At 28.3% G+C, this 24,547-nt stretch carries 21 protein-coding genes; 11 read left to right on the forward strand and 10 right to left on the reverse strand.

From position 1 onward, the window contains the following. On the forward strand, positions 1–1,788 hold a 1,788-nt coding region (locus BGS40_RS09020; protein WP_180753114.1), incomplete at its 5' end, for a DUF2972 domain-containing protein. Here the strand turns inward: BGS40_RS09020 and BGS40_RS09025 are convergent. From BGS40_RS09025 to BGS40_RS09060, 8 genes are all read right to left on the reverse strand, one after another. Beyond that, positions 1,777–4,293 carry a CDP-glycerol glycerophosphotransferase family protein gene (locus BGS40_RS09025; RefSeq protein WP_096738642.1) on the reverse strand — a complete coding sequence of 839 codons (2,517 nt, stop codon included), beginning with the start codon at positions 4,291–4,293 and terminating at the stop codon, positions 1,777–1,779. The genes BGS40_RS09020 and BGS40_RS09025 overlap by 12 nt on opposite strands. A gap of 1 nt (position 4,294) precedes the next feature. Next, complete coding sequence (locus BGS40_RS09030; RefSeq protein WP_096738643.1) at positions 4,295–5,923, reverse strand: glycosyltransferase; 1,629 nt, start codon at positions 5,921–5,923, stop codon at positions 4,295–4,297. Beyond that, complete coding sequence (locus BGS40_RS09035; RefSeq protein ID WP_002876060.1) at positions 5,923–6,870, reverse strand: KpsF/GutQ family sugar-phosphate isomerase; 948 nt, start codon at positions 6,868–6,870, stop codon at positions 5,923–5,925. The genes BGS40_RS09030 and BGS40_RS09035 overlap by 1 nt, the downstream gene beginning before the upstream one ends. 9 nt (positions 6,871–6,879) lie before the next feature. After that, on the reverse strand, positions 6,880–8,538 hold the full coding sequence (locus BGS40_RS09040; protein ID WP_096738644.1) for a polysaccharide biosynthesis/export family protein: 1,659 nt from the start codon (positions 8,536–8,538) through the stop codon (positions 6,880–6,882). Between the two features lies 1 nt (position 8,539). Next, the gene (locus BGS40_RS09045) at positions 8,540–9,658 is read right to left on the reverse strand and encodes a capsule biosynthesis protein (protein WP_044258955.1); all 1,119 of its coding nucleotides are present in this window, start codon (positions 9,656–9,658) and stop codon (positions 8,540–8,542) included. After that, on the reverse strand, positions 9,658–10,320 hold the full coding sequence (locus tag BGS40_RS09050; protein ID WP_052805845.1) for an ABC transporter ATP-binding protein: 663 nt from the start codon (positions 10,318–10,320) through the stop codon (positions 9,658–9,660). Before BGS40_RS09050 ends, BGS40_RS09045 begins: the two co-directional genes overlap by 1 nt. Then, positions 10,317–11,099 (reverse strand): capsule polysaccharide transporter KpsM, encoded by a 783-nt coding sequence (gene kpsM / locus BGS40_RS09055; RefSeq protein ID WP_002871866.1) that lies wholly within the window; start codon positions 11,097–11,099, stop codon positions 10,317–10,319. Before kpsM ends, BGS40_RS09050 begins: the two co-directional genes overlap by 4 nt. A gap of 71 nt (positions 11,100–11,170) precedes the next feature. Beyond that, on the reverse strand, positions 11,171–11,578 hold the full coding sequence (locus BGS40_RS09060) for a hypothetical protein (RefSeq protein WP_002870905.1): 408 nt from the start codon (positions 11,576–11,578) through the stop codon (positions 11,171–11,173). A gap of 78 nt (positions 11,579–11,656) precedes the next feature. Here BGS40_RS09060 and ciaI point away from each other — a divergent pair, with 78 nt between their 5' ends. Genes ciaI through BGS40_RS09075 form a run of 3 tightly spaced genes read left to right on the forward strand, consistent with a single transcriptional unit; the run spans position 11,657 to position 13,661 of the window. Then, complete coding sequence (gene ciaI / locus BGS40_RS09065) at positions 11,657–12,220, forward strand: intracellular survival protein CiaI (protein ID WP_096738645.1); 564 nt, start codon at positions 11,657–11,659, stop codon at positions 12,218–12,220. A 36-nt stretch (positions 12,221–12,256) separates the two neighbouring features. Next, the gene (gene dut, locus BGS40_RS09070; protein ID WP_096738646.1) at positions 12,257–12,946 is read left to right on the forward strand and encodes a dUTPase; all 690 of its coding nucleotides are present in this window, start codon (positions 12,257–12,259) and stop codon (positions 12,944–12,946) included. 1 nt (position 12,947) lies between these two features. Beyond that, positions 12,948–13,661 carry an EI24 domain-containing protein gene (locus tag BGS40_RS09075; RefSeq protein WP_096738647.1) on the forward strand — a complete coding sequence of 238 codons (714 nt, stop codon included), beginning with the start codon at positions 12,948–12,950 and terminating at the stop codon, positions 13,659–13,661. Here the strand turns inward: BGS40_RS09075 and tilS are convergent. After that, positions 13,644–14,609 carry a tRNA lysidine(34) synthetase TilS gene (tilS, locus tag BGS40_RS09080; protein WP_096738648.1) on the reverse strand — a complete coding sequence of 322 codons (966 nt, stop codon included), beginning with the start codon at positions 14,607–14,609 and terminating at the stop codon, positions 13,644–13,646. The genes BGS40_RS09075 and tilS overlap by 18 nt on opposite strands. Then, positions 14,599–15,918 (reverse strand): 30S ribosomal protein S12 methylthiotransferase RimO, encoded by a 1,320-nt coding sequence (gene rimO / locus BGS40_RS09085; RefSeq protein ID WP_096738649.1) that lies wholly within the window; start codon positions 15,916–15,918, stop codon positions 14,599–14,601. Before rimO ends, tilS begins: the two co-directional genes overlap by 11 nt. A gap of 73 nt (positions 15,919–15,991) precedes the next feature. On the opposite strand from rimO, the gene prfB reads away from it, so the two are divergent. The 7 genes from prfB to BGS40_RS09120 all read left to right on the forward strand — a co-directional run. Further along, the gene (prfB, locus tag BGS40_RS09090) at positions 15,992–17,095 is read left to right on the forward strand and encodes a peptide chain release factor 2 (RefSeq protein ID WP_096738650.1); all 1,104 of its coding nucleotides are present in this window, start codon (positions 15,992–15,994) and stop codon (positions 17,093–17,095) included. Positions 17,096–17,110: 15 nt separating this feature from the next. Next, a complete protein-coding gene (locus BGS40_RS09540; RefSeq protein WP_180753115.1) occupies positions 17,111–18,685 on the forward strand; it encodes a sulfotransferase domain-containing protein in 1,575 nt (524 codons plus the stop codon). A gap of 26 nt (positions 18,686–18,711) precedes the next feature. Beyond that, positions 18,712–19,617: a sulfate adenylyltransferase subunit CysD gene (cysD, locus tag BGS40_RS09100; protein WP_002925335.1), complete on the forward strand. Its 906-nt coding sequence runs from the start codon at positions 18,712–18,714 to the stop codon at positions 19,615–19,617. Beyond that, positions 19,617–21,032, forward strand: coding sequence for a sulfate adenylyltransferase subunit CysN (gene cysN, locus BGS40_RS09105; protein ID WP_088261282.1), 1,416 nt, complete (start codon positions 19,617–19,619; stop codon positions 21,030–21,032). The genes cysD and cysN overlap by 1 nt, the downstream gene beginning before the upstream one ends. Beyond that, positions 21,029–22,741: an SLC13 family permease gene (locus BGS40_RS09110; RefSeq protein WP_096738651.1), complete on the forward strand. Its 1,713-nt coding sequence runs from the start codon at positions 21,029–21,031 to the stop codon at positions 22,739–22,741. The genes cysN and BGS40_RS09110 overlap by 4 nt, the downstream gene beginning before the upstream one ends. Positions 22,742–22,748: 7 nt before the next feature. Beyond that, positions 22,749–23,348: an adenylyl-sulfate kinase gene (gene cysC, locus BGS40_RS09115; protein ID WP_096738652.1), complete on the forward strand. Its 600-nt coding sequence runs from the start codon at positions 22,749–22,751 to the stop codon at positions 23,346–23,348. Positions 23,349–23,440: 92 nt separating this feature from the next. Continuing rightward, positions 23,441–24,547 (forward strand): sulfotransferase family 2 domain-containing protein (locus BGS40_RS09120; RefSeq protein ID WP_096738653.1); only part of this gene is annotated, 1,107 nt, incomplete at its 3' end.

Raw genomic sequence — 24,547 nt, forward strand, 5'->3', positions numbered from 1 at the left:
CCAAACTCAGCTATAGAAAGAGTAAAAAATCATCTTGCTTACAAACTAGGTCAAGCTATGATTGATTTTGCAAACAGTAGTAGTGGGGGGGGGTATATAGCATTATTTAAAAAACTTTATAAAATTAAAAAACAACACAAAAAAGAACAAAAAATTTATCAACAAACCATACAAGTTTTTCCTCAACTCAAATATCCAAGTTTAGAAGCATGTAGTGATTATGAGCAAGCTTTAAAATATAAATTTCATTTGTCTTATATGCTAGGTGAAGTTTTAATCAAAGCTTATCAGAATTGGTATAAGGGATCTGGATTTAAATTAAAAAATAATATTAAAAAAGCAAATAAAGAATTTCAAATTTTTAGAGAAATTTTTAAAGAATTTGATCAGATTAACTCTAGCATCCTTGAAGGTTTGATAGATAATAAACAATTATTTTTAAAAGAATTTTCAAGAATAAAAAATATATTAAAAATTCATCAAGATTATAGAGCAATATTGGATAATATCTTTCATAATTTTAATTATTTTATACAAAATTTTGATCTTATAGAAGAATGGTTATTATCAGATGATTTCAAAGAAAGATACAAAAAAGAAAACCATCCTTATCCTTCATTACTTGATCCTAAGAAATTAAATGATAAAAATGAAAAAATCAATTATCATAACATACCTGCTGAACTTGCTTGGGAGATGAATTTGCCTTTACCAGATAACTATGAGTTTGTGTGGCTTGGTGGACATGGAACTGGGACTGAAGCATTAAAAGTATTTTTATCTTACAATAAAATTATTATTCCGGATAATTTTTTTAATTATGAAACAGGATTACAAAGATATAAATATGCTCTTAATATCTTATTAAATGATATTGATCATATAAAAGGCATACGCTTAAAAGATTATCATTTTAATGATTTTGAAAAATTTTGTAAATTGATTCAAAAAAAATGTAAATTTATTTTTCAAGTAAGAGATTATTTTGAAATATTTACTTGCTATATAAATCATAGAACTAGAAAATCTGACGCAATTATGAATTTTGATCTACAAACTAATTTAAGTGATGTTTTCGATCGTTTTTATTATTTTTCGAGCGGAGAAAATCATCCAATTAGATTAAATCTAAAAAATTTTTTATCTTGGCCTGCATTACATCAAGAAATGGGATTTAGAACTTGTGTAATGGAGTATTCGATGCTACAAAATTTTGATAATATTTTAGATGTTCTTTATATTGATATAAAAGATATTATAGGAGTAGACACAAAAAACACAATTCAAAAAATATGTAATTTTATAAATATATCTTATAATCAAGAATATAATTATTCTGAAAATATTATAGGAGATTTAAAAATTATATTTCCACTGACTTTAAACGTTTTAGAAGGCATAGAGCTATTAATTATAGATTCTCATTCTACATTTAATACAAATTGCTATAAAGATATTACATTAACAATAACTAATTCAAATGTATTTAAAATATTAATTAAATTATCTGATAATTTAAAATTAATAGATAATATTATAAAAGAATTGAAATTATATTTTTTTAATTTTAATAAAACATTAAAGCAAAAATTAGTTCAAGAAAAAAAGATACGAATTAAAGAACAACAATATATTGATATTTATAAACATGATCCCTATAGAAGAAGAAAGTTGCAAAAAATGATGAGTTATGAATTAACCCATATCAAACAACATCGCCCAGATATAGTAGCATCATGGAAATACTATCAAGAATTTGAAAAAATGTGTAAGGAATTAGATGGATAAAATTACTTGTGTAACTTTTTCTAAAGAATTTACCTTAGGAGTTAAAAAATTATTTTTAAAACTATAGTTTTGTAGCTTCATTTTTAATTCATATAATAGATTATCTATATCTAAAACTACAGTTCCAAATCCATCTTTATTATAATCAAAATAACCTTGAGTATATGTATGCCTAGAAAATAATTCATTTTTATCAAATTGATAATAAATCACGGGCTTTTTTAAAACGGCCATCTCAAAAGCCACGCTTGAATAATCCGTTATCATTAAAGATGATTCACAAAAAAGCTTTTGCATACTTATTTCAACAGAAGGTGTTATAATATAATTTGGTAAATCAAAACCTTCCAAATAAGGTCTAATTTGTGGATGAGGATTAAAAACTATTTTGTAATTACATTTTTCATGTAATTCTTGTAATTTTTTACTGTGTAAAAAAGAACCCCATCTATAAAAATACTCACTTTCATAAAATTTTGGATTAAATCTTCTTTTCATTAATTTTTTACTATAAGAACCTACTATATATTCTCTCCAAGTAGGCATAATAAGAATTTGTTTAGTGTTTATTTTATTATTTTTAAGCAAAGCATCCCATCTAGGAAATCCTGTTAATTTTACCTCTTTTGGAGTAAATTTATAACGATTAAAATCTCCTACTATAGAATCATATTCATCTTGCATTCCAGTAATAAATAAATCAATTTTTCTTTGATTCAACCAAGAAGATAAATCATCTTTTGTGATCCCATGTTGTAAAAATATGAAATCTTTAGTCTTTAAAGTATTTTCCCCCAAAGCTTCAAAAAAATACCTATCAATATGTGATGAAATAAGTTTATCAGCCTTAAAAACCAAATATTTAAATTTAAAACTTTTTGGATCAACAAGTTTAAAACCTTCTTTTTTTAGCCTTTTATAATCATGAGAATTTTTTCTAAGAACAAAAACAATATTTTGTTTAAGATGATTTTTCATAACATAGCGATATAAATGTTCAGCATTATCATCAGCTCTAAAAGGCATATCAGCAAAAAGCCATAATGATTTATTCTTAGCTCTTCTTTTTTTTAATTTTTTAATTTCATAAAAAACATCATAAAAAGTGCACTTTTTTTCTTGATAGATTATGTCAACATTTTTATCGTTAATAAAACAAATCATATTTTTAGCATTTATAAAAAATTTAAACCAAATTCTTCTTTCATAAATAAAAACTCGGTTTAAAAAATCATATTGTCTGATTTTTGAACAAATGATTTTAGCCGACTTATCATCAAAAAGCATTTTAACTTCATCATTAATATCTGCAGTATAAAATTTAATCAAAATTTCATCATTTTTATCATCTATTTGTTCAATAAAAACTTTATCTATAGGTACTTTTTCTTTTTTAAAACAATGTAAAAATCCCATTTTGTGTAAAAACAAAAAAGGATTAAAATTAAATTTTATTATACTCTGCTTATCAATAAAATAAAAAACTTGATCAAGCAAATCAAGATATTTATGAATTTTAGCTTGATTCATAAAAGATAATTTTTCAGGATGATTAACCAGTTCTTGCACCTGCCAAAATAGTTCATACAAAATAACATTTTGTATGAAAATAGGAATTTTATCTTGCTTTGCTACGAAATTTAAAAGCTCCAAATATCCTTTTTCTAAAATTTCCAAATAGTAAAATTTATTTTCATTTTTTTTATCTAAAGTGGAACTTTTGTCAAATCTTTTTCTATAAAAATATCTTGCATTTTTTAAAAATACAGATTTTAGATTTAAATTTTTAAATAAATAAATATTAATAAATTTTCCATCTTCAAAATTTAAGATCAAATTTTCATCAAAAAAAGTATCTTTAAAATAATCACATCTTAGAAAACATGATGCAACCGAAAGTTGAATATTTTCATTTAATTTTATATTATCATAAACACTTTTTTGTCTTTTGAATTTAAAATTTAAAGCATGAGTATCTTTATATAAAATCTTTCTTTTTTCTCTATAAAAAATAATATTTGTAGCCACCATAGCTATATTATTTTGTTTTTTTAAAAAACTATCTACCTCATAAAAATAATCCCTATCTAAAAAATCATCAGGATCAGTAAAGGTTACCCAAAAAATATTTAAATCATTTTCTTTTAAATATTTTAAACCTAAATTCCTCGAACTTGCCTGACCACCATTTTCTTTATATAGATAGGCAATATTTTTTGGGTATTTTTTTTGATATTTTTTAATGATATTGGCTGAATTATCAGTAGAACCATCATCAACGCAAATTAGATAAATATTACTTTTAAAATCCAATCTTTGATTAATTATAGACTTAAAAAAATCATCTAAATATTTTTCCACATTATAAACCGCTGAAACTATGACATATTTATTATAGGCTTTGTATTTTTTAGGTTTAAATTGTTTTAAAAAATTTTGCATGGAAATTAGCAAACTTTTAAAGAAGAAAGATATATTTTTTTTATACTTTGCTTTTAACAACATATCAATTTCTAGCCTTTTTAGCTCTTAAATCTTCAAAAAAACCCTTGGGATTAAAAAACAATTTTCTTGCCAAGCGATAAAATTTAGTATGTGAAATCATAGCACCAAGATACTCTAAACCTAAAATTTTCATCAAAAATGAAAAAGGTCTTATACTCTTAAGCTCATGCAAATAAGGTTTATAAACAAAAGATCTTAAAGGATAAAAGCTTTTATCATGTTTTTGTGCCATCAGCATTTTTTCTTTATCAATGATGATTTGATAAAAAATTCCCTCATGCTCAAAACTATAAAGCTCGTTAATCAAATAATAAAGCATTTTATACAAATCATACTTATCATCATTGTTTTGGCTTAAAAAATCTAAGATAACTTTTTTTTCATCCTCCTTTAAAGTTAAGAAATATTCTTTCACTTGATAAAGTTTTTGCTCGCTTAAATTGAAATCTTGTTTATAATCTAAATCTAATTTTTTTGCAAAAAACCAAGAATGAGGTAAAATTCCTTTTTGAAAATAAAAAATATCACAATAATCTATACCATCAAATTGTAGTTTTATACTTGCATCCAAAAATATTTTAGTGATTTTTTCTTGTTGTAAAAAATCCAACAAAAGTTCATATTTTAACTCTTTATCCATAAAAAAATCACTGATATTTTTATAGATGATTTCTCCCATATAAACACTAATATCCTTAAAATCATAATTTTGATCTTTAAAAAGCATTAAAACTTTTTCACCTTTGGCTTTAAAAACTTGCAAAGGCTTTAAATCGTGTTTTTTGATATTTTTTAAATGCTTATAAAAAAGCCGATGATTCTTATCTTTATTGTGCATATAAGCGTTTTGATTGGGTTCTATATGATAAAAATGATACATATAAATTCCATAAAAACAAGCCTCATAACCAAGCAATGAAAACCAAGATCTAAAACCTTTAAAGTTAAAAAAATTCCAATTTCTAGCATCATAGCTTAAATTAGCAGGCATTTTTTCAAAACTCACACAAGCTTTTAAAATTCTAGCAAAAAGATCAAAATCCTCATAACCATGCCCGATAAAATTTTCATCATTTCCGCCTAATCTTAAAAACTGATATTTATTTATCACAATACTTGAAGTAGAACTTGGGGCAAAAAATTTTACCCAAGTATTTTTTGCTGTAAATAAATCCTCTTGTATCAAAATATCCCAAAATTTATCATCGTATTGTTTTAATTTTTCATTAGCTTCTTTATTAAGATACACCACAGGCAAAACTATCAAAGCATTGATATTTTGAGAAATATTTTTAATTTGAATTAGTTTTAAAATTTTTTCAAAATTATCCAAAGAAATATAACAATCCACATCCAAAAACAAAAGAACATTTGAATGCGCATAACTTGCTCCTAAATTCCTACATCTTCCTTGAGAAAAAGCTTTTTGATCCATATCTTTAAGATAAATATGATGGTTTGCTTGGATAAAATTTTTAAGCTCGTGATCTTTAGATGAATATCCTTCAACGAAAATAAATTCTATATTCTCATCACTTTTAAAATATTTTGCTTTCTCAATAACCCTTTCTTCTATATAAGGACGCTCCTTACTTAAGCCAAAAGGAATAATAACAGATAAAAGAGCCATTAAACATTTCCTATAGCATAAAGCTGGATAATCCCTATAACCCTTTCTTCTTTCCCTACTATAATTTCTTTGATTTTATGTTTTAGCATGATCTCCTCTGCTTCACTTGCCATAGCATCAGCATCGACTACTTTAGGATTTGTACTCATGATTTCTTTAGCTCTAAAATCAAATCTTGGTTTATCGCTTGTCTTTAAAGCACGACGCAAATCCCCATCAGTGATGATACCCACTAATTTTTCATTCTCAAGTACCACACAAAGCCCTAGCTTTCCACTAGTCATCACATCAACAAGATCGTTAAATTCAGTATCAGGATGCACTATAGGAAGGTTGCTTGAAACCATAAGATCTTTTACCTTGGTTAAAAGCTTACGCCCCAAACTCCCCCCTGGATGAAAAAGGGCAAAATCATCAGGCTTGAAATTTCTTACCTTCATCAAAGCAGCAGCTAAAGCATCCCCCATAACCAAAGTTGCGGTTGTCGAAGACATAGGAGCAAGCTGCAAAGGACAAGCTTCCTTTTCCACAGCTATATTTAAAAATATATCGCTTTGCTTTACAAGGGTGGAATTTTTTTTACCACACATTACTATAAGTGGAATTTTACGCTTTTTTATAGCTGGAATGATTTTTAAAATTTCTTCAGTTTCTCCTGAATTTGAAATAGCAATTAAAACATCTTCAGGAGTTAGCATTCCAAGATCTCCATGCAAAGCCTCTCCTGGATGGATGAAAAAGCTTGGCGTTCCTGTACTTGCTAAAGTAGCTGCTATCTTAGCACCTATATGACCCGATTTACCCATTCCACTGACTATGCAACGCCCTTTGGTATTTAGCATCAAATTCACAGCTTGATTAAAATTTTCATCTAAATTTTTAGCCAAATCCAAAATAGCTTGTGCTTCTTTTTCAAAGACTTCTTTGGCTATTTCAAGAGTATTCATTTTTAAACCTTAAAGATTAAGCACGACATTGGTTGCAATAGCAATTTGATAAAGAATTTGAGTTAACATTGAAAAAATTTGCAAATTCTCACTATCTACTTTTGGCAATACCAACACAGAATCGCCTGGTTTCATATCTATACCACTATGATATTTTTCAGCTTTTCCATTGCTTCGTATAACCAAAACTTTTGAAGTATCCGCTCTTTCTCCATAACCTCCTGCAAGATTGATATAATATCTTAAATCTTTGCCCTTATCATACACAAAAGCTCCAGGTAAAGAAACCTCACCTTGAACTATGATGAGATTATTCTTACTTGGTACATTAATAGTATCACCATCTTCTAAAATAACCGAATTATAAGACTTTGGATTATCAATGACAATTTGACCCTTAGGCTCTACTTGCTTAGCTCTTTGGATAAATTCTAAAATCGTTTTTGCTTGTTGAGCTCTTATAGCTGCACCTTGAGCTGTAACAGAACCACTAGTTAAAGCTAGAGTTTCAAGCTCTTTAAGCTGAGCATTGATAAGTTCTTTTTGAGTTCTAGCTACACTTTTTCTAAACACTTGTAAAGCTTGCATGTTTGATTGTGGATTGGCTTTAATTAATTTAGAAATATCTTCTAAAGTCGTTCCTTTACCCACAACTAAAGTTTTTAAACCATTATGCTCGCCATTTACACTTATAGTTATATTTTCAGAAACATACTCAGGGTGAAATTCTACCTCATCTCCCGTTCTAAGTAAAACTTTTGAAAATTGCATTTTATTATAAGCACTGACATCAAGTTTATGATCTTCACCATAACTTTTTACGATAGCATTAGTCACGATAGGTTTAGCACCTGATACTCTAGCTAAGTCAGCTAAAGTTTTAATATCATTTGAAAGTTCAAAACGAAAAGGTCTTTGCACATCACCGTTAACAAAAGCGTAATTTTGAACATTTCCTACTAAAATAACATCTCCGCTTCTAAAAGGAAAAAGATCCATTTGCCCCTTTAGTAAAAAATCATATAAATCAATATTTTTTATCACGCTGTTATTACGCAAAATTTGAATATCTCTAAAACTTCCATATTCTAAATTTATACCCCCTGCTTTATCAAGATACTGGATCACTGAATCCGAACTAAGTCCTTGATAAAGTCCTGGAGCATTAACACTTCCTGTTACAAAAACACTGACATTTTGATAAGCATTCATATCTGCATAAACAAAAACATTGCTTTTATAGATTTTATTAACACGTGCTTTTATAACACTTACAAGGGTACTATTTTTCACACCTAGTAAATTTACAGCTCCTACTTTAGGGATAAAAATATTTCCTTGAGAATCCACCACTAAAACTTGCGAAAACTCAACAGCTCCCCAAATTTTAAGACTGATTTGATCACCAACTGCGATCTTATAATCTGGGTTATAAACTCTTTGATTGTAATTTTTAAAATTTCCATTAAAAAGATGAGCGCCAAATACTAAAATTTGATGAATTTTTGTAAGATTATTTTCTTTATTTACTATATCATAATTTGAGCTTAAATTTTGATCTATGCTAGTTGTAGTAGAACCTTGATCCTCTGCTGAAATGATTTGTGAAACATCCACAGCTCCAAAACATAAAATACAACTAAAAAGTAAAATTAATATTTTTTTCATTTTAATACTTATGCTCCTCTATTATCATTTTAATAAATTTAACAATCCCAAAAATCAAAGATAATACAATAAATGCTGTTAAAATATCATAAATTCTTTCAGGATATTTTGCGCTTTCTGGAATATCTGGACTTTGAATGATGACAAGTTGTTTTATTTTTCTTAATGCTTCTATTCTAGCACTTTCATAAGCTTTTAAAGCTGCTTCATAAGCTTTTTGCGCAAAAGTAGCTTCTATAGTTAGATCTTGAAATTTAGCAGCCAAATCATTAAGCTTTTGAGAAGAATTGTTAGCTGAAATTTTAGATTTTTCCCTTAAAAGTTGTTTTTTAATCGCTTCAATTTCTGCTTTAAGTGCTACTACTTCAGGTGCTGCATCATTCATATAGCTTTGCAAAGTCAAAAGTTTGGCTTCTTTTTGAGCTAAATTAGTCTCAATTTGCGCAACCAAACTTGCTTTAGCTTCAGCTTGTTTCAAGGGATCAAAAACCCCATATTTATTTTGAAAAGCGATCAAATCATTTTGTGCTTTTTGATATCGTTCTTTGTATTTTTGTACTTCATTTTCAGCAAAAGCCATTTGTTCTCTAGCTGCTTTATGAGAGATTTCGTTGATAAACTTTTCGCTTTCTTGCATAATAGTTTGAGCAATCAAATGAGCTGATTTAGGTGTAAAACCTTCTACTTCTACTTGCAAAAGCTTAGTAGTTTCATCCGTATGCACCTTAACTCTTGCTTGGTAATATTTAAGATAAGATTCTATCGAACTTGAATCCCAAATTTTAAAAGGCAAATCTATATGTTGTTCTTGATAAAGACTTTTAAGTTTAATTTTCTCATCCAAAATTTTTAACATATCACTTGATTCTATATAACCTTTTAGATAATTTAAATCTTCGCTTGCTGTAGAAGTACTACTAAGCAAAGACAAGATTCCACTTGTTTGAGCACTTTCTCCACTTGTTGATCTAACATCTAAAATCATCGTGCTTACATATCTTGGTGCTGCAATCAATGTATAATAAATCACAACAAAAATCATTATAAACCAAACAATTTTAAAAGAATCAAATATACTTAAATCTTTGATTTTTTCTAATAAAGTTTTATTTTCTTCCATTAAGCTTTTCCTTGATATACAGCTATTCCTTCATCTACATCATCATAAACCGTAATTTGTCCATTTTTCATATAAATTATTTTATCACACCATTCTTTAATTTCAGCTACATTATGAGATACCATAATCACCTTTGATTTGCTTAATTTTTCTCTATATAATTTCACGCTTTTTTCCCTAAAAGCAGGATCTCCAACAGCTCCAGCCTCATCGATCAAATAATAATCAAAATCAAAAGCCATACTAAGTCCAAAAGCTATTCTAGCACTCATTCCCGAAGAATAAGTCTTCATAGGCTCATCAAAAAATTTTCCTATTTCAGCAAAATCTTCTACGAATTTTACTTTTTCTTGAAGTTCTTTACCCTTATATCCATACACCCTAGCTACAAATTTAGCATTATCTCTGGCAGTTAAAGAACCTTGAAAAGCTCCATTTAAACCCAAAGGCCAAGATAATTTTTTATTAGTAATTATCTTGCCACTATCAGGAAGCTCTGCTCCGCTTAAAAGTCTCATGAGAGTGGACTTGCCTGCGCCATTATATCCCATTAAACCTATGCTACAATTTTCAGGAAATTCAAAAGTAAAATTTTTAAAAACATAATGCCTTCCACCACTAAATAAAGGATAAGATTTAGTTAGATTAATTAGCTTTATCATTCTTTTTTTGCCGCCGTTAGAGCTTGTCTATTATAGTAGTAAATAAAAAGCCCTATAAATAAAACAAGTAAAATCCAAAATATAGCATAAAAATAACTATATTCATCTTGCAAAGGATAATTTTCAAAAAAATTAAATCTTAAAAGCTCCATTATGTGAAGCAAAGGATTGTAATAAAATATATCAAGTAAAGGACGAGGAGTTAACCAAGTGGGAAATATAATCCCAGAACTCCAATAAAATACTATACTAAAATAAGCTAATAAAGTTCTTAAAGGTTCTACAAAGTGCCAAACAATAGCAAAACAAATCCCTAAAGCAAAAGCTGAGCATATGAGTAAAAAAATACAAAATAAAACTCCAAGTAAATGAACAGGAAATACATCGAGTCTAAAGAACCATCCTGCAAAAAAAAGTACAGTGATAAAAATCACAAAATAAATACAAAACTCGAGTAAAGTTCTAGCAATAAATACATGTATAGGTTTTACAGGTTTATAGGCAAACAAAGATAAATTTGCCCCTATTCCATTCATAAGCTGAGTTACTATACTTCTAAACATAAAAAAAGGCATAATGCCTGAAATCAAAAACATAAAAATAGAAATTCCTTCAGGCATAACTTGATGATGATATTCCCTAATAACAGTTCCTATAATAGTCACCAAAAGTACAACACTCATAGGCTCTCCAACTACCCATATATATCCAAGATACCTATTTTTTCCAAATCTAGTTTTTAACTCTCTAAAAAATAAAGCGTGAATTACATTTAACATTTATTTTCTATACCTAACAATTTACATAAACCATAATCATAACTCATTTTTTTAAACAAAATCATAAAAATTTATTTTTTACAAAACTCAAGCTTTTTACTAAGTCCTAAAGCATTGTTAGTAAATTTAAGCCAAAAAAGCTCTAAGGCATAAATTTTTGCACTTTTATCAAGTATAGCAAAGGGAAATTTAGAAAAATAAATTTTCTTTTGCTCCTTACTTGCCATTTTAAACTCAGCCTTAGCTTGCACACCTTTTAAAAAGGCTATTTTACTTTCTTTGGCTATATTAAGTGCTATACTTGAATTTTCACTGGCTAATCTTATATGCTTAGTATCTTCATGAGAAGCGATAATAAAAGCTAAATTCTTCTCATCAAAAGCATAAAAAGCACTAGCTGTATAAACACCTTTTTCATCAATCATAGCCCAAGATAAAAGCTGCTCATTTTTTATAAATTCTAAAATTCTTTCATCCATGATTATAAAAATTATACTAAAACATTTTTAAAAATAACCGATTTTATATTTTATAAACTATAAATATAAGGGAAAGAAATGCAAATTGATGCTAGCAAAAACCAAAGTTTTTCGATGGATTATACAACAAAAAGTGGCAAACATTTAGCTTTATCTATGTATGACAATCAAAGCGTAAGTTATACAAATAATGAAGAAGGTAAAACTCTTAATCTTAAGCGTCAGTATGGCTTTAGCTTTACTTTTGAAGGCTCTAAGCTCACGCAAAATGATCTTGATGAGATTAAAAATGCTATGAAAGAAGTTGAACCTATGATTAAAGACTTTTTAGCAAATTCTAAAGTCGGAGAGTTAAAACCAAAAGAAATTATAGAATCAGCTATGCAAATGGCAAATGTTCTACCAACACCAAATGATGAAAACCATCAAAATGCTATTATGAATAATTTTACAAATAAACTCAGTGATTTACTAAAACAAAATCAAACAAATAATAAAGATATCAACACTTCTATGCTTGAAGATAGCAAAAAACTTCTTGATGAAGTTTTAGAACAAATGAAAAAACAACTTGAAAAACGACAAGAAAAAGCCAAGGAAAATCAAGATAAGACAGATGATAGTTTAAATCTTTACGCTTAAATCATATAATATTAAAAATTATCAAGGAGTTTTTAAATGACAAATATCGAAATTTTGGAAAATATGCTCAAACTCCAACAAAAACTCAACGATGAAACAAACGGCTTAAATTGGGAAAATGGCTATACCAAAGAAGGAAAACTGATCAGTTGGAGACGCTGTATTTATATGGAATGTGCAGAACTTATAGACTCTTTTACATGGAAACATTGGAAAAATATTTCAAGTCCAACAAATTGGGAAAATGTGCGTATAGAGATTGTCGATATTTGGCATTTTATTTTAAGTCTTTTACTTGAAGAGTATCGCGATAAAAACAATAAAGATTTCAAAGCTATAGCCACAGAAGTTAATGCTGTAAGCGTGTTTCAAGATTTTTGCAAAGAAGAAGAGCATCCTAATGAGGGTGATATTTATGGCATTTTAAACGATATAGAGCTTATTATCCATAAATGCAGTGGTTTTGGATTTAATCTTGGAGAATTACTTTCAACCTATTTTACCCTAGCTATTAAATGTGGGCTTAATCTTGAAATTCTTTATAAAACCTACATAGGTAAAAATGTTTTAAATATCTTTAGACAAAACCATGGTTACAAAGATGGTAGCTATAAAAAAACTTGGAATGGCAAAGAAGACAATGAAGTTTTAGCTCAAATTTTAGAACAAGAGCTTGATTTTGATACTATTTATAAAAAACTAGAAGAATGCTACAAAAAGGCATAATTTGGATATTTTAAAACTTGCAATCAAAGATTTTTTAAGTCTTAAATTTTTAAAATTTGCCTTAATTCCTTTGATTTTTAGCCTTATACTGATGCTTTTTTTAGGAGTACTTTGCTTTTCGGCCTTGCTTGATTATTTTAATTCTTTATTTAGCGTTGGAGAAGATTCGTTTTGGGCGTGGTTTTATGCCCTTCATTTTGTACAAATTTTAATCACCATCATAAGTTTTTTATTTTCAGGTTTTATTGTTGTTTTTGCTTCGGTTTTTTTAGCCCTTTTTATCACTTCTTTTCTTACTCCTTTTATCGCTAAAGAAATCAACCAAAAATATTACCATTATGATAATACAAACGAAGTTTCAACCCTAAAAACTATCTTTGAAATTTTTAAAATATTTATAAAATTTATAGGGATTTTATTGCTTTGCACCTTGGCTTTATTTTTACCTTTTATCAATATTTTTGTATATTATCTTGCTTTTTATTATCTCTTTCACAAACTTTTAATGATTGATGTTACAAGCACGATTTTAGACAAAGAAAGTTTTAAAAATTTTCATTCTGATTTTTCGCCTTTAGAGTTTAAATTTAGCACTCTTTGTTTTTATCTACTCTCATCAGTACCACTTTTAGGACTTTTTTTGCAAGTGTTTTTTGTGATTTTTCTCACACATTTAGGCTATCAAAGAATTTTAAAACTAAAAGCTAAGGCTTGAAATATCGATTTTATGATTGTATAAATAAGCTCTTAAAAGTCTTGGAATTTTAGCTATTCTACACTCTTCTTTAAAATTTTTAGGTAATTTTTGACAAGTTTCATATTCAAAAACAATAGCTTGTTCGTTTTTATATACAAGTGCTATTTTGCCACCTAAAACACAATCACCCTTTAAAAGCTCTTTTCTTTGTGCCGTGCTTAAAAGCAAACCTTTCATTTTCACCGCTCTAGCAATCAAGCTTTCATTTTTAGGGCAAATAAGAAGTCCTTGAATTTCTTTGATATTTTCAAAATCATAAAGTTTTTTCCTATCTTTATCAAGATAAGAAAAACTTCTTTTTAAACCCTGGTGAAATTCACTCACAAAGGCATTAGAGAAATTTTTTCTTATATAATTTCTAAAATATTTTTTATTTTCATTACTTTCATCATGAAAATAAAAAATATCTTTTTCTTTTAAAAAAGATGAAATTTCATCTTTACTTATAAAGAGTAAAGGGCGTAAAAGTGTATAATTTGAGCGTTTTTCACACTCTTGCATACCTAAAATTTCAGCCAAACCTGCACCTCGTGAAAGTTGCATCAAAAACCATTCAAATTGATCGTTTAAATGATGGGCTAAGATAAGATGGTCATAACCTTGCTCAAGACAAATTTTTTCAAAAAAATCATAGCGAAAATCTCTGGCTTTTTTTTCAAAGTTACTTTGAAATTTAGGAGCGTGTTTTATGAAAATTTTTTTATGAAATTTCAAAGCAAGTTCTTTGGCTTTTAACTCTTCTAAATCACTATTTTTTCTAGTTTTATAATTTATCATCACAAGATCAAAGTCGATCTTTTCTTGCATTAAAAGATAAAAAAGCGCACTAGAATCACTTCCATAAGAAAAAGCGAGTAAATTTTTACCCCTTTTTAAAAGGGATAAAATTTCATTTTTAATTTGCATCTACTTTTCTTAAAGCCTTAGCAAGGAGCTTTTTATCAAGGTTTTGTAAAATTTCACATTCATAAATTTGCCCCATTTCTAAATTTCCACATTCACTTTCATTGATAAGAATTTCTCCATCAATCTCTCTATCCCATCTTAAATCTTTAGCTGCGATAAAAAACTCTCCCTCGCTACTTTCTCCTGTACAAACTACTAAACGCTTTTGCCCCACTTCTTTTTCAAAACTTTTTTCTATCACTTCATCAACAATTTTTTCTATGATTTTAAGTCTTTTATTGATCACTTTAAAAGGCACTTGCTCCATATCAAAAGCGGCTGTATCTTCTTCCTTAGAATACGCAAAAACACTCACCCTATCAAAACCAAAGTCTTTAACAAACTCACAAAGCTCTTCAAAATCTGCCTCACTTTCACCTGGATGCCCTACGATAAAGCCCGTGCGTAAAAAGCTATTTGACGCACTTTTCATTAAATTTAACATTTCTTTAAGTCTTGTGCTGTTTGCCCCACGCTTCATGATTTTAAGCATATTATCACTTATGTGCTGCAAAGGCATATCAAAATAATTTACAAAAATTTCAGAAGCTATAATGCGTTTGATCAAAGCTTCACTCGCGCTCGTAGGATAAAGATATAAAATTCTAGCCGCTCTTATGTCTTTGATTTTTTCCACCTCATCGATTAAGCGTATAAGTCCATCTTTTTCACCCTTATCAAACAAATAAGAACTCGTATCTTGTGCAATAAAAGAAAAGTCCTTATAACCTCTAGCTACCAAATCTTTAAGCTCAGCTATAATGCTACTTATCTCGCGAGATTTTAACTTGCCTTTAAAACTTGGGATAGCACAAAAAGAGCATTTTTGATTACAACCTTCGGCGATTTTTATAAAAGCATGGGAATTTGAACCTGTGATAATACGTTTGGAATTTTCACTTTGCAAATAAGTCGAATTTGAAAATAAATTTGTTTTTTTAAGTATCATTTCATCGATTCTTTCATAATCACCCACACCTGTGAAAAGATCAACCTCAGGAAGTTCTTTCATAAGTTCTTCGCGGTAACGCTGCATCAAACAACCCGTAACCACCAAAAGAGAATCTTTTTTTCTTTGTTCGTGCAAATCCAAAATCGCATTAATACTTTCTTTTTTTGCGCTATCGATAAAACCACAGGTATTTACGATTAAAACATCAGCTTTACTTGGTTCATCGCAAAGTTCATAAGCACTAAGGCGCCCTAGCATGATCTCACTATCGACTAAATTTTTATTACAACCTAAAGACATAAGATAAAGTTTTGACATTTTTTTCCTATATTAAAGTTTTCTTTTGATATAATTTTTGACTTTAAAAATATAATTATAGCAAAGAAATTTTATGGATAATTACGAATTTAGCGAACTTTTAAAAACTTTAAAAAACAAAGTCGGCAACATAGCCTCCATCATCAAGCCTGAAAATATCCAAACAAGGCTTAAAGAAATCGAAGAGCTTGAAAATTCTCCTTCTTTTTGGAGCGATGTTAAACAAGCAGGAATCATAGGTAAAGAAAAAACTAAAATCACCAATCTACTTAAAAACTATGAAAATGCTTTTAATGCTCTAAATGACGCAAGCGAACTTTTCGATCTGGCCAATAGCGAAAACGATACAGAAACGCTTGAAGCTTTATTTAATGACGCACCAAAACTTGAAGATACTATCACAAGTCTTGAAATTTCCATGCTTTTAAGCGGGGAAAATGATGGTAAAAATGCCATTGTTTCCATTCACCCAGGTGCAGGTGGAACAGAAAGTAATGACTGGGCAAGCATACTTTATAGAATGTATTTAAGATTTTGTGAAAGAGAAGGTTTTAAAGTCGAAACTCTAGACTTTCAAGAAGGCGAAGAAGCAGGTCTTAAAGATGTGAGCTTTTTAGTTAAAGGAGAAAATGCTTATGGTTATTTAAAAGCTGAAAATGGTATCCATCGTTTGGTAAGAACTTCTCCTTTTGATAGTGCAGGACGCCGTCATACAAGCTTTTCAAGTGTTATGGTAAGCCCTGACCTTGATGATGATATAGAAATTGAAATCGAAGAAAAAGACATAAGAATAGATTATTACAGAGCAAGCGGTGCAGGCGGACAACATGTTAATAAAACAGAATCAGCTGTGAGAATCACACATTTTCCAACCGGCATAGTCGTACAATGCCAAAATGACAGAAGTCAGCACAAAAACAAAGCCACCGCTTTTAAAATGCTAAAATCTCGCCTTTATGAACTTGAACTCATGAAACAACAAGATAGTGCTAATACTGGAGAAAAAAGCGAGATAGGTTGGGGGCATCAAATCCGTTCTTATGTGCTTTTCCCTTATCAGCAAGTCAAAGACAATCGCAGCGGAGAAGCTTTTTCTCAAGTGGATAATATCCTTGATGGGGATATTAAGAAAATGATAGAAGGCGTTTTAATTGCCTTAAAAGCAAAAAATATTTAATCTTAAGGAGTAAAAATGACAGCTTATATACACATAGGAACACCAAAAACTGGAACTACCACGATTCAACATTTTTTAGCCAACAATAGAAATGAATTAATGAAAAGAAATGTATGTTATTTAAATTATAAGGGAGCATTAGATCATTGGTTTATTCCTAAATTACTTAATATACTTTGGGAAAAATCAAATAAAAATATTGATTTATTTTATCAAAATAAATCAATATTTTTAAACCAAGAACAAGAAATTCAAACTATAAAGGAAGAAATAAAAAAACTAAATTCAAATCAAACTATCTTGTTATCTTGTGAGGGAATTTACCAACTATGTAGCTCCTTTGAGTTTTTAAGTATTTTTAAAGAAATATTATATTTTATTGGTATTTCAGATATTAAAATTATAGTTTATTTTAGAAGACCTGCTGATTATTTTATTTCCTATTACACTCAAGCAATTAAAAGTGGAGCTTCAAGTTATGCAAATATTTTTCAAAAAAATCCAAATGAAGATATTCATTTCATGATAGCACACCAATTACAATATTCTAAAGTTATAAAAATTTACGAAAATGTCTTCAAGCACAAAAATATAATTATAAAAAGTTTTAATAAAGATAAATTTTTGAACAATAATCTTATAGATGACTTTTTATCAATTTTCAAAATTAATCGAGATAGTTCATTTAAAACAATGGAAACCATGAATGAATCTTTAGATATATTGGGTATTAATATATGCAATATTTTATATGAAGATAAAAATTTTTCCGATTTAATCATTGAAAAAAATCTCATTCCATCTTTTGTTAAAATAATGGAAAAATTTTTTTCTACAAGAGATAAATTTTTACCAAAAAAAACAATTTACAATAATTACAATTTATTTTATAATAAAGAAATAAAAGAACTAGAAAACAGATACCTTAACGGTCAAGCATTATTCCCTCCTATTAATATTAATAAATATAAAGAAAATTGGTATATTAATGAAATAAAGCATGATGACTTTAAACAAATCATTTTATTTTTTAAAGAAATAATTACATTAATTTTAACTTTTCAAAATCAACAAATACAGAAAAATAAAGAATTTCAAAATATTGCAAATTCTTTCCCTTTGAAAAAACAAATCTTAGAATTAGCCAATCTAGAACAGGATTTAATTATTAAAAAATTAGAAAGTAAAAAACTTGCTAAATCTTTAGGTCTAAAAATGAGCATAATAAATCCTAAAATTACTTTTATTCAAGCTAATTCAGCTAAAGCTCGTATTCAAAACCATCTGTCCTATAAACTAGGACAAGCTTTAATCGCTAATTCAAAAAGTATATTAGGATATATAAGAATACCTTATGTATTATCTTATATAAAAGACAAACATAAATTTGAACAAAAAGCCTATGAAGAAAAAATAAAAGAAAATCCAAATTTAGCTTTACCTCCTTTAGAAACTTATCCTGATTATAATGAAGCTTTAAAAGAAAAAGAATGTTTTACTTATAAACTAGGCGAAGCTTTAATGCAGGCTAATAAAAATTGGTATGGGGGGGGTATATCAAATTTATATTCAAAGATGTGCCTAGGTTGAAGAGAGAGTTTGAGAAAGGGGAATAAATGACTTTCAATCTTACCCATCTACGACAACTTGAAAGTGAGTCTATTTTCATCATGCGTGAAGTAATATCTGAATTTGAAAAGCCAGCTATGCTTTATAGCATAGGTAAAGATAGTTCAGTGATGCTTCATCTTTTACAAAAAGCTTTTTATCCAGCCACTCCTCCTTTGCCTTTAGTGCATGTAGATACGACTTGGAAATTTAAAGAAATGATAGAATTTCGTGATAAAAGAGCTAAAGAACTCGGTATGGAACTTATCGTTTATACTAATCCAAAAGGCAAAGAAATAAATATATCCCCTTTCATACATGGCTCAAATATGCATACAGATATCATGAAAACTCAAGCTTTAAAGCAAATGCTTGATTTATACCAATTTGATGCTGTTTTTGGAGGAGCTAGACGTGATGAGGAAAAATCTCGAGCAAAAGAGAGAATTTATTCCTTCCGTGATGAAAATCATACTTGGGATCCTAAAAATCAGCGCCCAGAACTCTGGAATTTATATAATGGACGCCATAACAAAAAAGAATCCATAAGAGTTTTTCCGCTGAGCAATTGGACTGAACTTGATATTTGGCAGTATATATACCTTGAAAATATTCCTATACCAAGTCTTTATCTTGCCAAAAAAAGACCTATAGTTGAATACATGGGAACAAAAATTTTAGTTGATGATGATAGAATGCCAAAAGATTTAGCAAAAAATGCTAAAGAAGAAATGGTAAGATTTAGAACTTTGGGTTGCTATCCTCTAACTGGAGCCATAAATTCAAATGCCACAAGTGTTTTAGATATCATAGAAGAACTACTTCTAGCTACAACCAGTGAAAGACAGGGAAGACTTATAGATAGTGATGAAGAAGCTAGCATGGAAAAGAAAAAACAACAAGGGTATTTTTAATGCAAAGTGTAGAAAATTATCTAAAAGAACATGAAAATAAAGAACTTTGTCGTTTTATCACTTGTGGTAGCGTTGATGATGGAAAATCCACTCTTATAGGAAGATTACTTTATGATACTAAAGCTCTTTTTAGTGATCAATTAAGCACCTTAGAAAAAGATAATAAAAAAATGGGGAATGCCGGAGATAAACTTGATTTTGCACTTTTAGTAGATGGGCTTGCAAGCGAAAGAGAACAAGGCATTACCATAGATGTGGCTTATAGATTTTTTACCAGTAATAAACGCAAATTTATTATAGCTGATACCCCAGGGCATGAACAATACACTAGAAACATGGCAACAGGAGCAAGTACAGCAGATATTGCTATTATTTTAATTGATGCAAGAAAAGGGGTTTTAAAGCAGACTAAAAGGCATTCTTATATAGTGAGCTTACTTGGTATTAAAAATTTTATCATTGCCATTAACAAAATGGATCTAGTTTCTTACGAAGAAAAAATCTTTAATAATATTTGTAAAGATTATGAAAAAATCATCCCTTATTTGCAAGAAGATATCCAAACACACTTTATTCCCATTTGTGCTTTAAATGGTGAAAATATCACTCAAAAAAGTAGAAATTTATCTTGGTATAAAGGTGAAACTCTACTTGCACTTTTAGATGAAATTAAAATAAATAAAATCATTCAAAATGATTTTATCATGCCTGTGCAGTATGTTAATCGTCCGCATTTAAATTTTCGTAGTTTTTGCGGAAATATAGCAAGTGGTTATATAAAATTACAAGATGAAGTTATAGTCTTGCCTTCTATGCAAAAATCTAAAATTAAAAGTATCATTACAAGTGATATTAAAGATTTAAGAGCTTTAGATGAAAATGAAATCATTCCAAGTCAAAATGAAGCTTGTGTTAATATGGCCGTAAGTTTATGTTTAGAAGATGAAATCGATATTTCTAGAGGCGATATTTTGACATCTATCAACCATGATCTTAAAATGAGCAATGCTTTTGAAGCTATGATTATATGGATGAGTCAAAAACAATTAGATCTTAATGAAAATTATCTTATAAAAAGAGCTCATAATCTTTGCAATGTTAAATTTGAAAATATTAATTATAAAAAAGATATCAATACTTTTAAAGAAGAAAATACCTCAAATTTAATACTTAATGATATTGCAAATTGTACTTTAAAACTAGATAAAAATTTAGCACTTAAAGAGTATAAAGATAATAAAACCTTAGGATCATTTATTATCATCGATAAATATAGCAATGAAACCTTGGCCGCAGGTATGATAATAAAAATTTTAAATTCACAGCAAAGCCAAAGAATTTACACTCAAGCTGAAATAGAACTTAACACTTTTATAAGAAAAAACTATCCAGAATGGGGGTGTAGAAAAATATGAAAATCATAGTAGGTATCACGCTTTTAATTCTACTTATATTGCTCATACGCAACAAAATAAAGCCTGCTGTTTTATTTGGAAGTTTGGCAGGATTTTACTACGCTTTAGGTTATCTTGATTTTAAAACTTGGATAAGTTCTTATACAAATGATTCTTTAATTTCACTCATGTTGCTACTTTTAGTTTCTATCGCTGTTGAAAAAACTATCATTATAGAATGGACAAGTAAATTTATCATAGGAAAAAACTATAATCTTTCTCTTTTGAGATTAGGTGTAATTACTTGTGCAGTTTCAGCCTTTTTAAACAATACCGCAGTAGTAGCAAGCTTTATGGGTATAGTAAAAAACAATAAATTTCAAGCTCCTTCAAGGCTTTTAATCCCTCTTTCTTATTTTGCCATAGTAGGCGGTGTTATCACTCTTGTGGGAACTTCTACAAATTTAATCATCAATTCCTTTGTGGTACAAAATGGACTACCAAGTCTTAAAATGTTTGATTTTTTTTATATAGGTATAGCTTTAAGCATAGGAATGATTTTGGTTTTGATGATTTTTAGTAAATTATTGCCTCATTATGAAAATAAAGATAAAAATATAAAAGAACATTTAATCGCTTTAAAAGTTTTAGAAAATAGCTCTTTAATAGGTAAAAGCATAGAAAAGAACAAACTTAGAAATTTAGAGTTTTTATTTTTAGTAGAAATTCAAAGAAACAATCAAAACATCACTCCCGTTTCACATAATGAAATCATAAATGCAAAAGATACACTTATATTTAGTGGAGATATTTCACAACTTGAAACTCTAAATAAATTTGATGGCTTAAAACTTGCAGATGGTTACGAGTTAAAAGAAAGTAAATTTATCGATGCAATCATTTCTCCAACTTCTAATTTAATTGGAAAAAGTGTAAAAGAAGCTAATTTTAGATCTAAATTTGACGCAGCTATTATTTCTTTACAAAGAGGAGATGTGCATATCAAAAAAATTGGTGAAAGTGTTTTGCAAGCTGGAGATAGAATGATTTTAGCTGTGGGTAAAGATTTTATCCTAAGGGATAATTTGGCTAAAAATTTTTATTTACTTTCAAATATCAAACAAAACGAAAAACTTGATGCTAAAAAAAGCTTATTGACCATAATGGCTTTTTTAAGTGTTATCGTTTTTTCGGCTTTAAATTTTATCTCTTTTACCAAGGCTTTGCTTATTTGTTTAGGCTTTTTACTACTTTGCAAATTTATTAAGTTTGATGAAATAAAAAGGCGTTTTCCTTTTGATATTTTTATCATAGTAGGCTCTTCTTTAGCAATTACTAAAGTACTTGTAGATAGCGGACTTGCCAAAGATTTAGCTCAACTTATCACAGGTTTTTTTGGATATTATGGAGTTTATGGAAGTTTTATAGGAGTTTATCTTTTAACCCTACTTTTAACCGAATTTATTACCAATAACGCTGCTGCAGCCTTAGCTTTCCCCATAGGTTTTGCCACAGCTCAAGCCTTGGGAGTAAATCCTTTGCCTTTCATCTTTGCTGTAGCTTATGGGGCTAGTGCTGGGTTTATGATACCACATGGATACCAAACTCATTTAATGGTTAGCTCGCTTTGTGATTACAAAATAACAGATTTTATAAAAATAGGCGCCATTGTTTCTATTATGTATAGTGCTATAGTTCTCATAGGCGTACCTTTAATCTTTAATTTTTAGGATATTTATGGATAAAAATCTTACTTGGCATAATACAAATATCACCAAAGAACAAAGATCAAAACTTAAAAACCAAAAACCTTGCGTACTTTGGCTAACAGGACTTAGCGCAAGTGGAAAATCAACCATTGCCAATGCTTTAGAACAGAAATTACACGAGCTTGGTTTTCATACGTATTTGCTTGATGGAGATAATATTCGCTTGGGTTTAAATAAAGACTTAGGCTTTGATGAAAACTCAAGAGTGGAAAATATAAGACGCATAGCAGAACTTTGCAAACTTTTTGTTGACAGTGGTTTGATTATACTAAGTGCTTTTATCTCACCCTTTAAAAGCGATAGAGCTTTAGCAAGATCTTTAGTAAAAAAAGATGAATTTATAGAAATTTTTGTAGATACACCTTTAGAACTCTGTGAAAAAAGAGATCCTAAAGGACTTTACAAAAAGGCAAGAAATGGAGAAATAAAAAATTTCACAGGTATAGACAGTTCTTATGAAAAACCTCAAAATCCTGAAATTCATTTGCAAAATTCCAAAGCCAAGCTTAATGAAAATGTAGATATAATCTTAAACTATCTTAAAGAAAATGGATATATTGATACTTGAAAAAAATTTATGTAGAAAATAAAAATATTTGAGTAAAAAAGTTTTTTACATAATAAAATTTTAAAAAATTCTTATTTGATGGAGTTAAAATATTGTTTAAAGATTATCACGATAAATATGGTTGTATCTTTATCCATGTACCAAAAGTTGCTGGAACAAGTATAGAACGAGTTGTTTTTGAAACAGACAAATGGCTTGTTGGACACGTAAGAGCATTAGACTATATCAATCAAGATAAAAACAAATTTGAAAGTTATTTTTCTTTTGCTTTTGTAAGAAATCCTTTTGACAGAATGGTTTCTGCATTCCATTATCTTAAAAAAGGCGGCGGAAATGATTATGATAAAAATTGGGCGAATGAAAATTTAAAAGACTTTGATACTTTTGAACAATTTGCTTTAGCTTTACAAAATAAAAATGTAAAAGATAAAATTCTATCTTGGCAACATTTTACTCCACAATATAAATTTATCTGCGATGAAAATAAAAATATTTTAGTTAATTTTATAGGTAAATTAGAAAATATAAATAATGATTTTAAAATAGTTAAAAATGAATTAAATTTTGATAGAAATTTAATTCATTCAAATTCAAGCAAGCATGAAATTTTCTCAAATTATTACAATGAAAAAACATACAACATAATAGCAGAGCTTTATAAGGAAGATTTTGCATTATTTGATTATGATTTAGAATATAAAGAATCTATTTATAAGAATTTGGATGTGCAATTCTTATTAAATATGTACAAAGAAAAATTATTTTTAAAAAATAAAGAAATAGAAAAACTTAGATTATCGCAATTTAAAAAAAATAAAGAAATAAATTCCCAAAATAATATAATCTTACAACAAACTAATCAAATTCATAATTTAAATACAACCTTGGAAAATAAAAATCAATTATTAATTGCAAAACAAAACCTGCTAAATTTCCAAAATCGCTATGGAAAAGCTAAAATAAGAATTCAAAACCAACTTTCTTATAAACTAGGACAGGCTTTGATTATAAATTCTAAAAGTGTATTAGGCTACTTATCTTTACCTTTTATAATATTAAGCATTGTTATTTCACATAAACAAGAACAAAAGGCTTATAAATTTAAAATAAAGAAAAATCCAAATTTGGCTTTACCACCTTTAGAAACTTATCCTGATTATAATGAAGCTTTAAAAGAAAAAGAATGTTTTACTTATAAA

The organism is Campylobacter sp. 107 (genome assembly GCF_002383835.1).
Lineage (GTDB): Bacteria > Campylobacterota > Campylobacteria > Campylobacterales > Campylobacteraceae > Campylobacter_D > Campylobacter_D jejuni.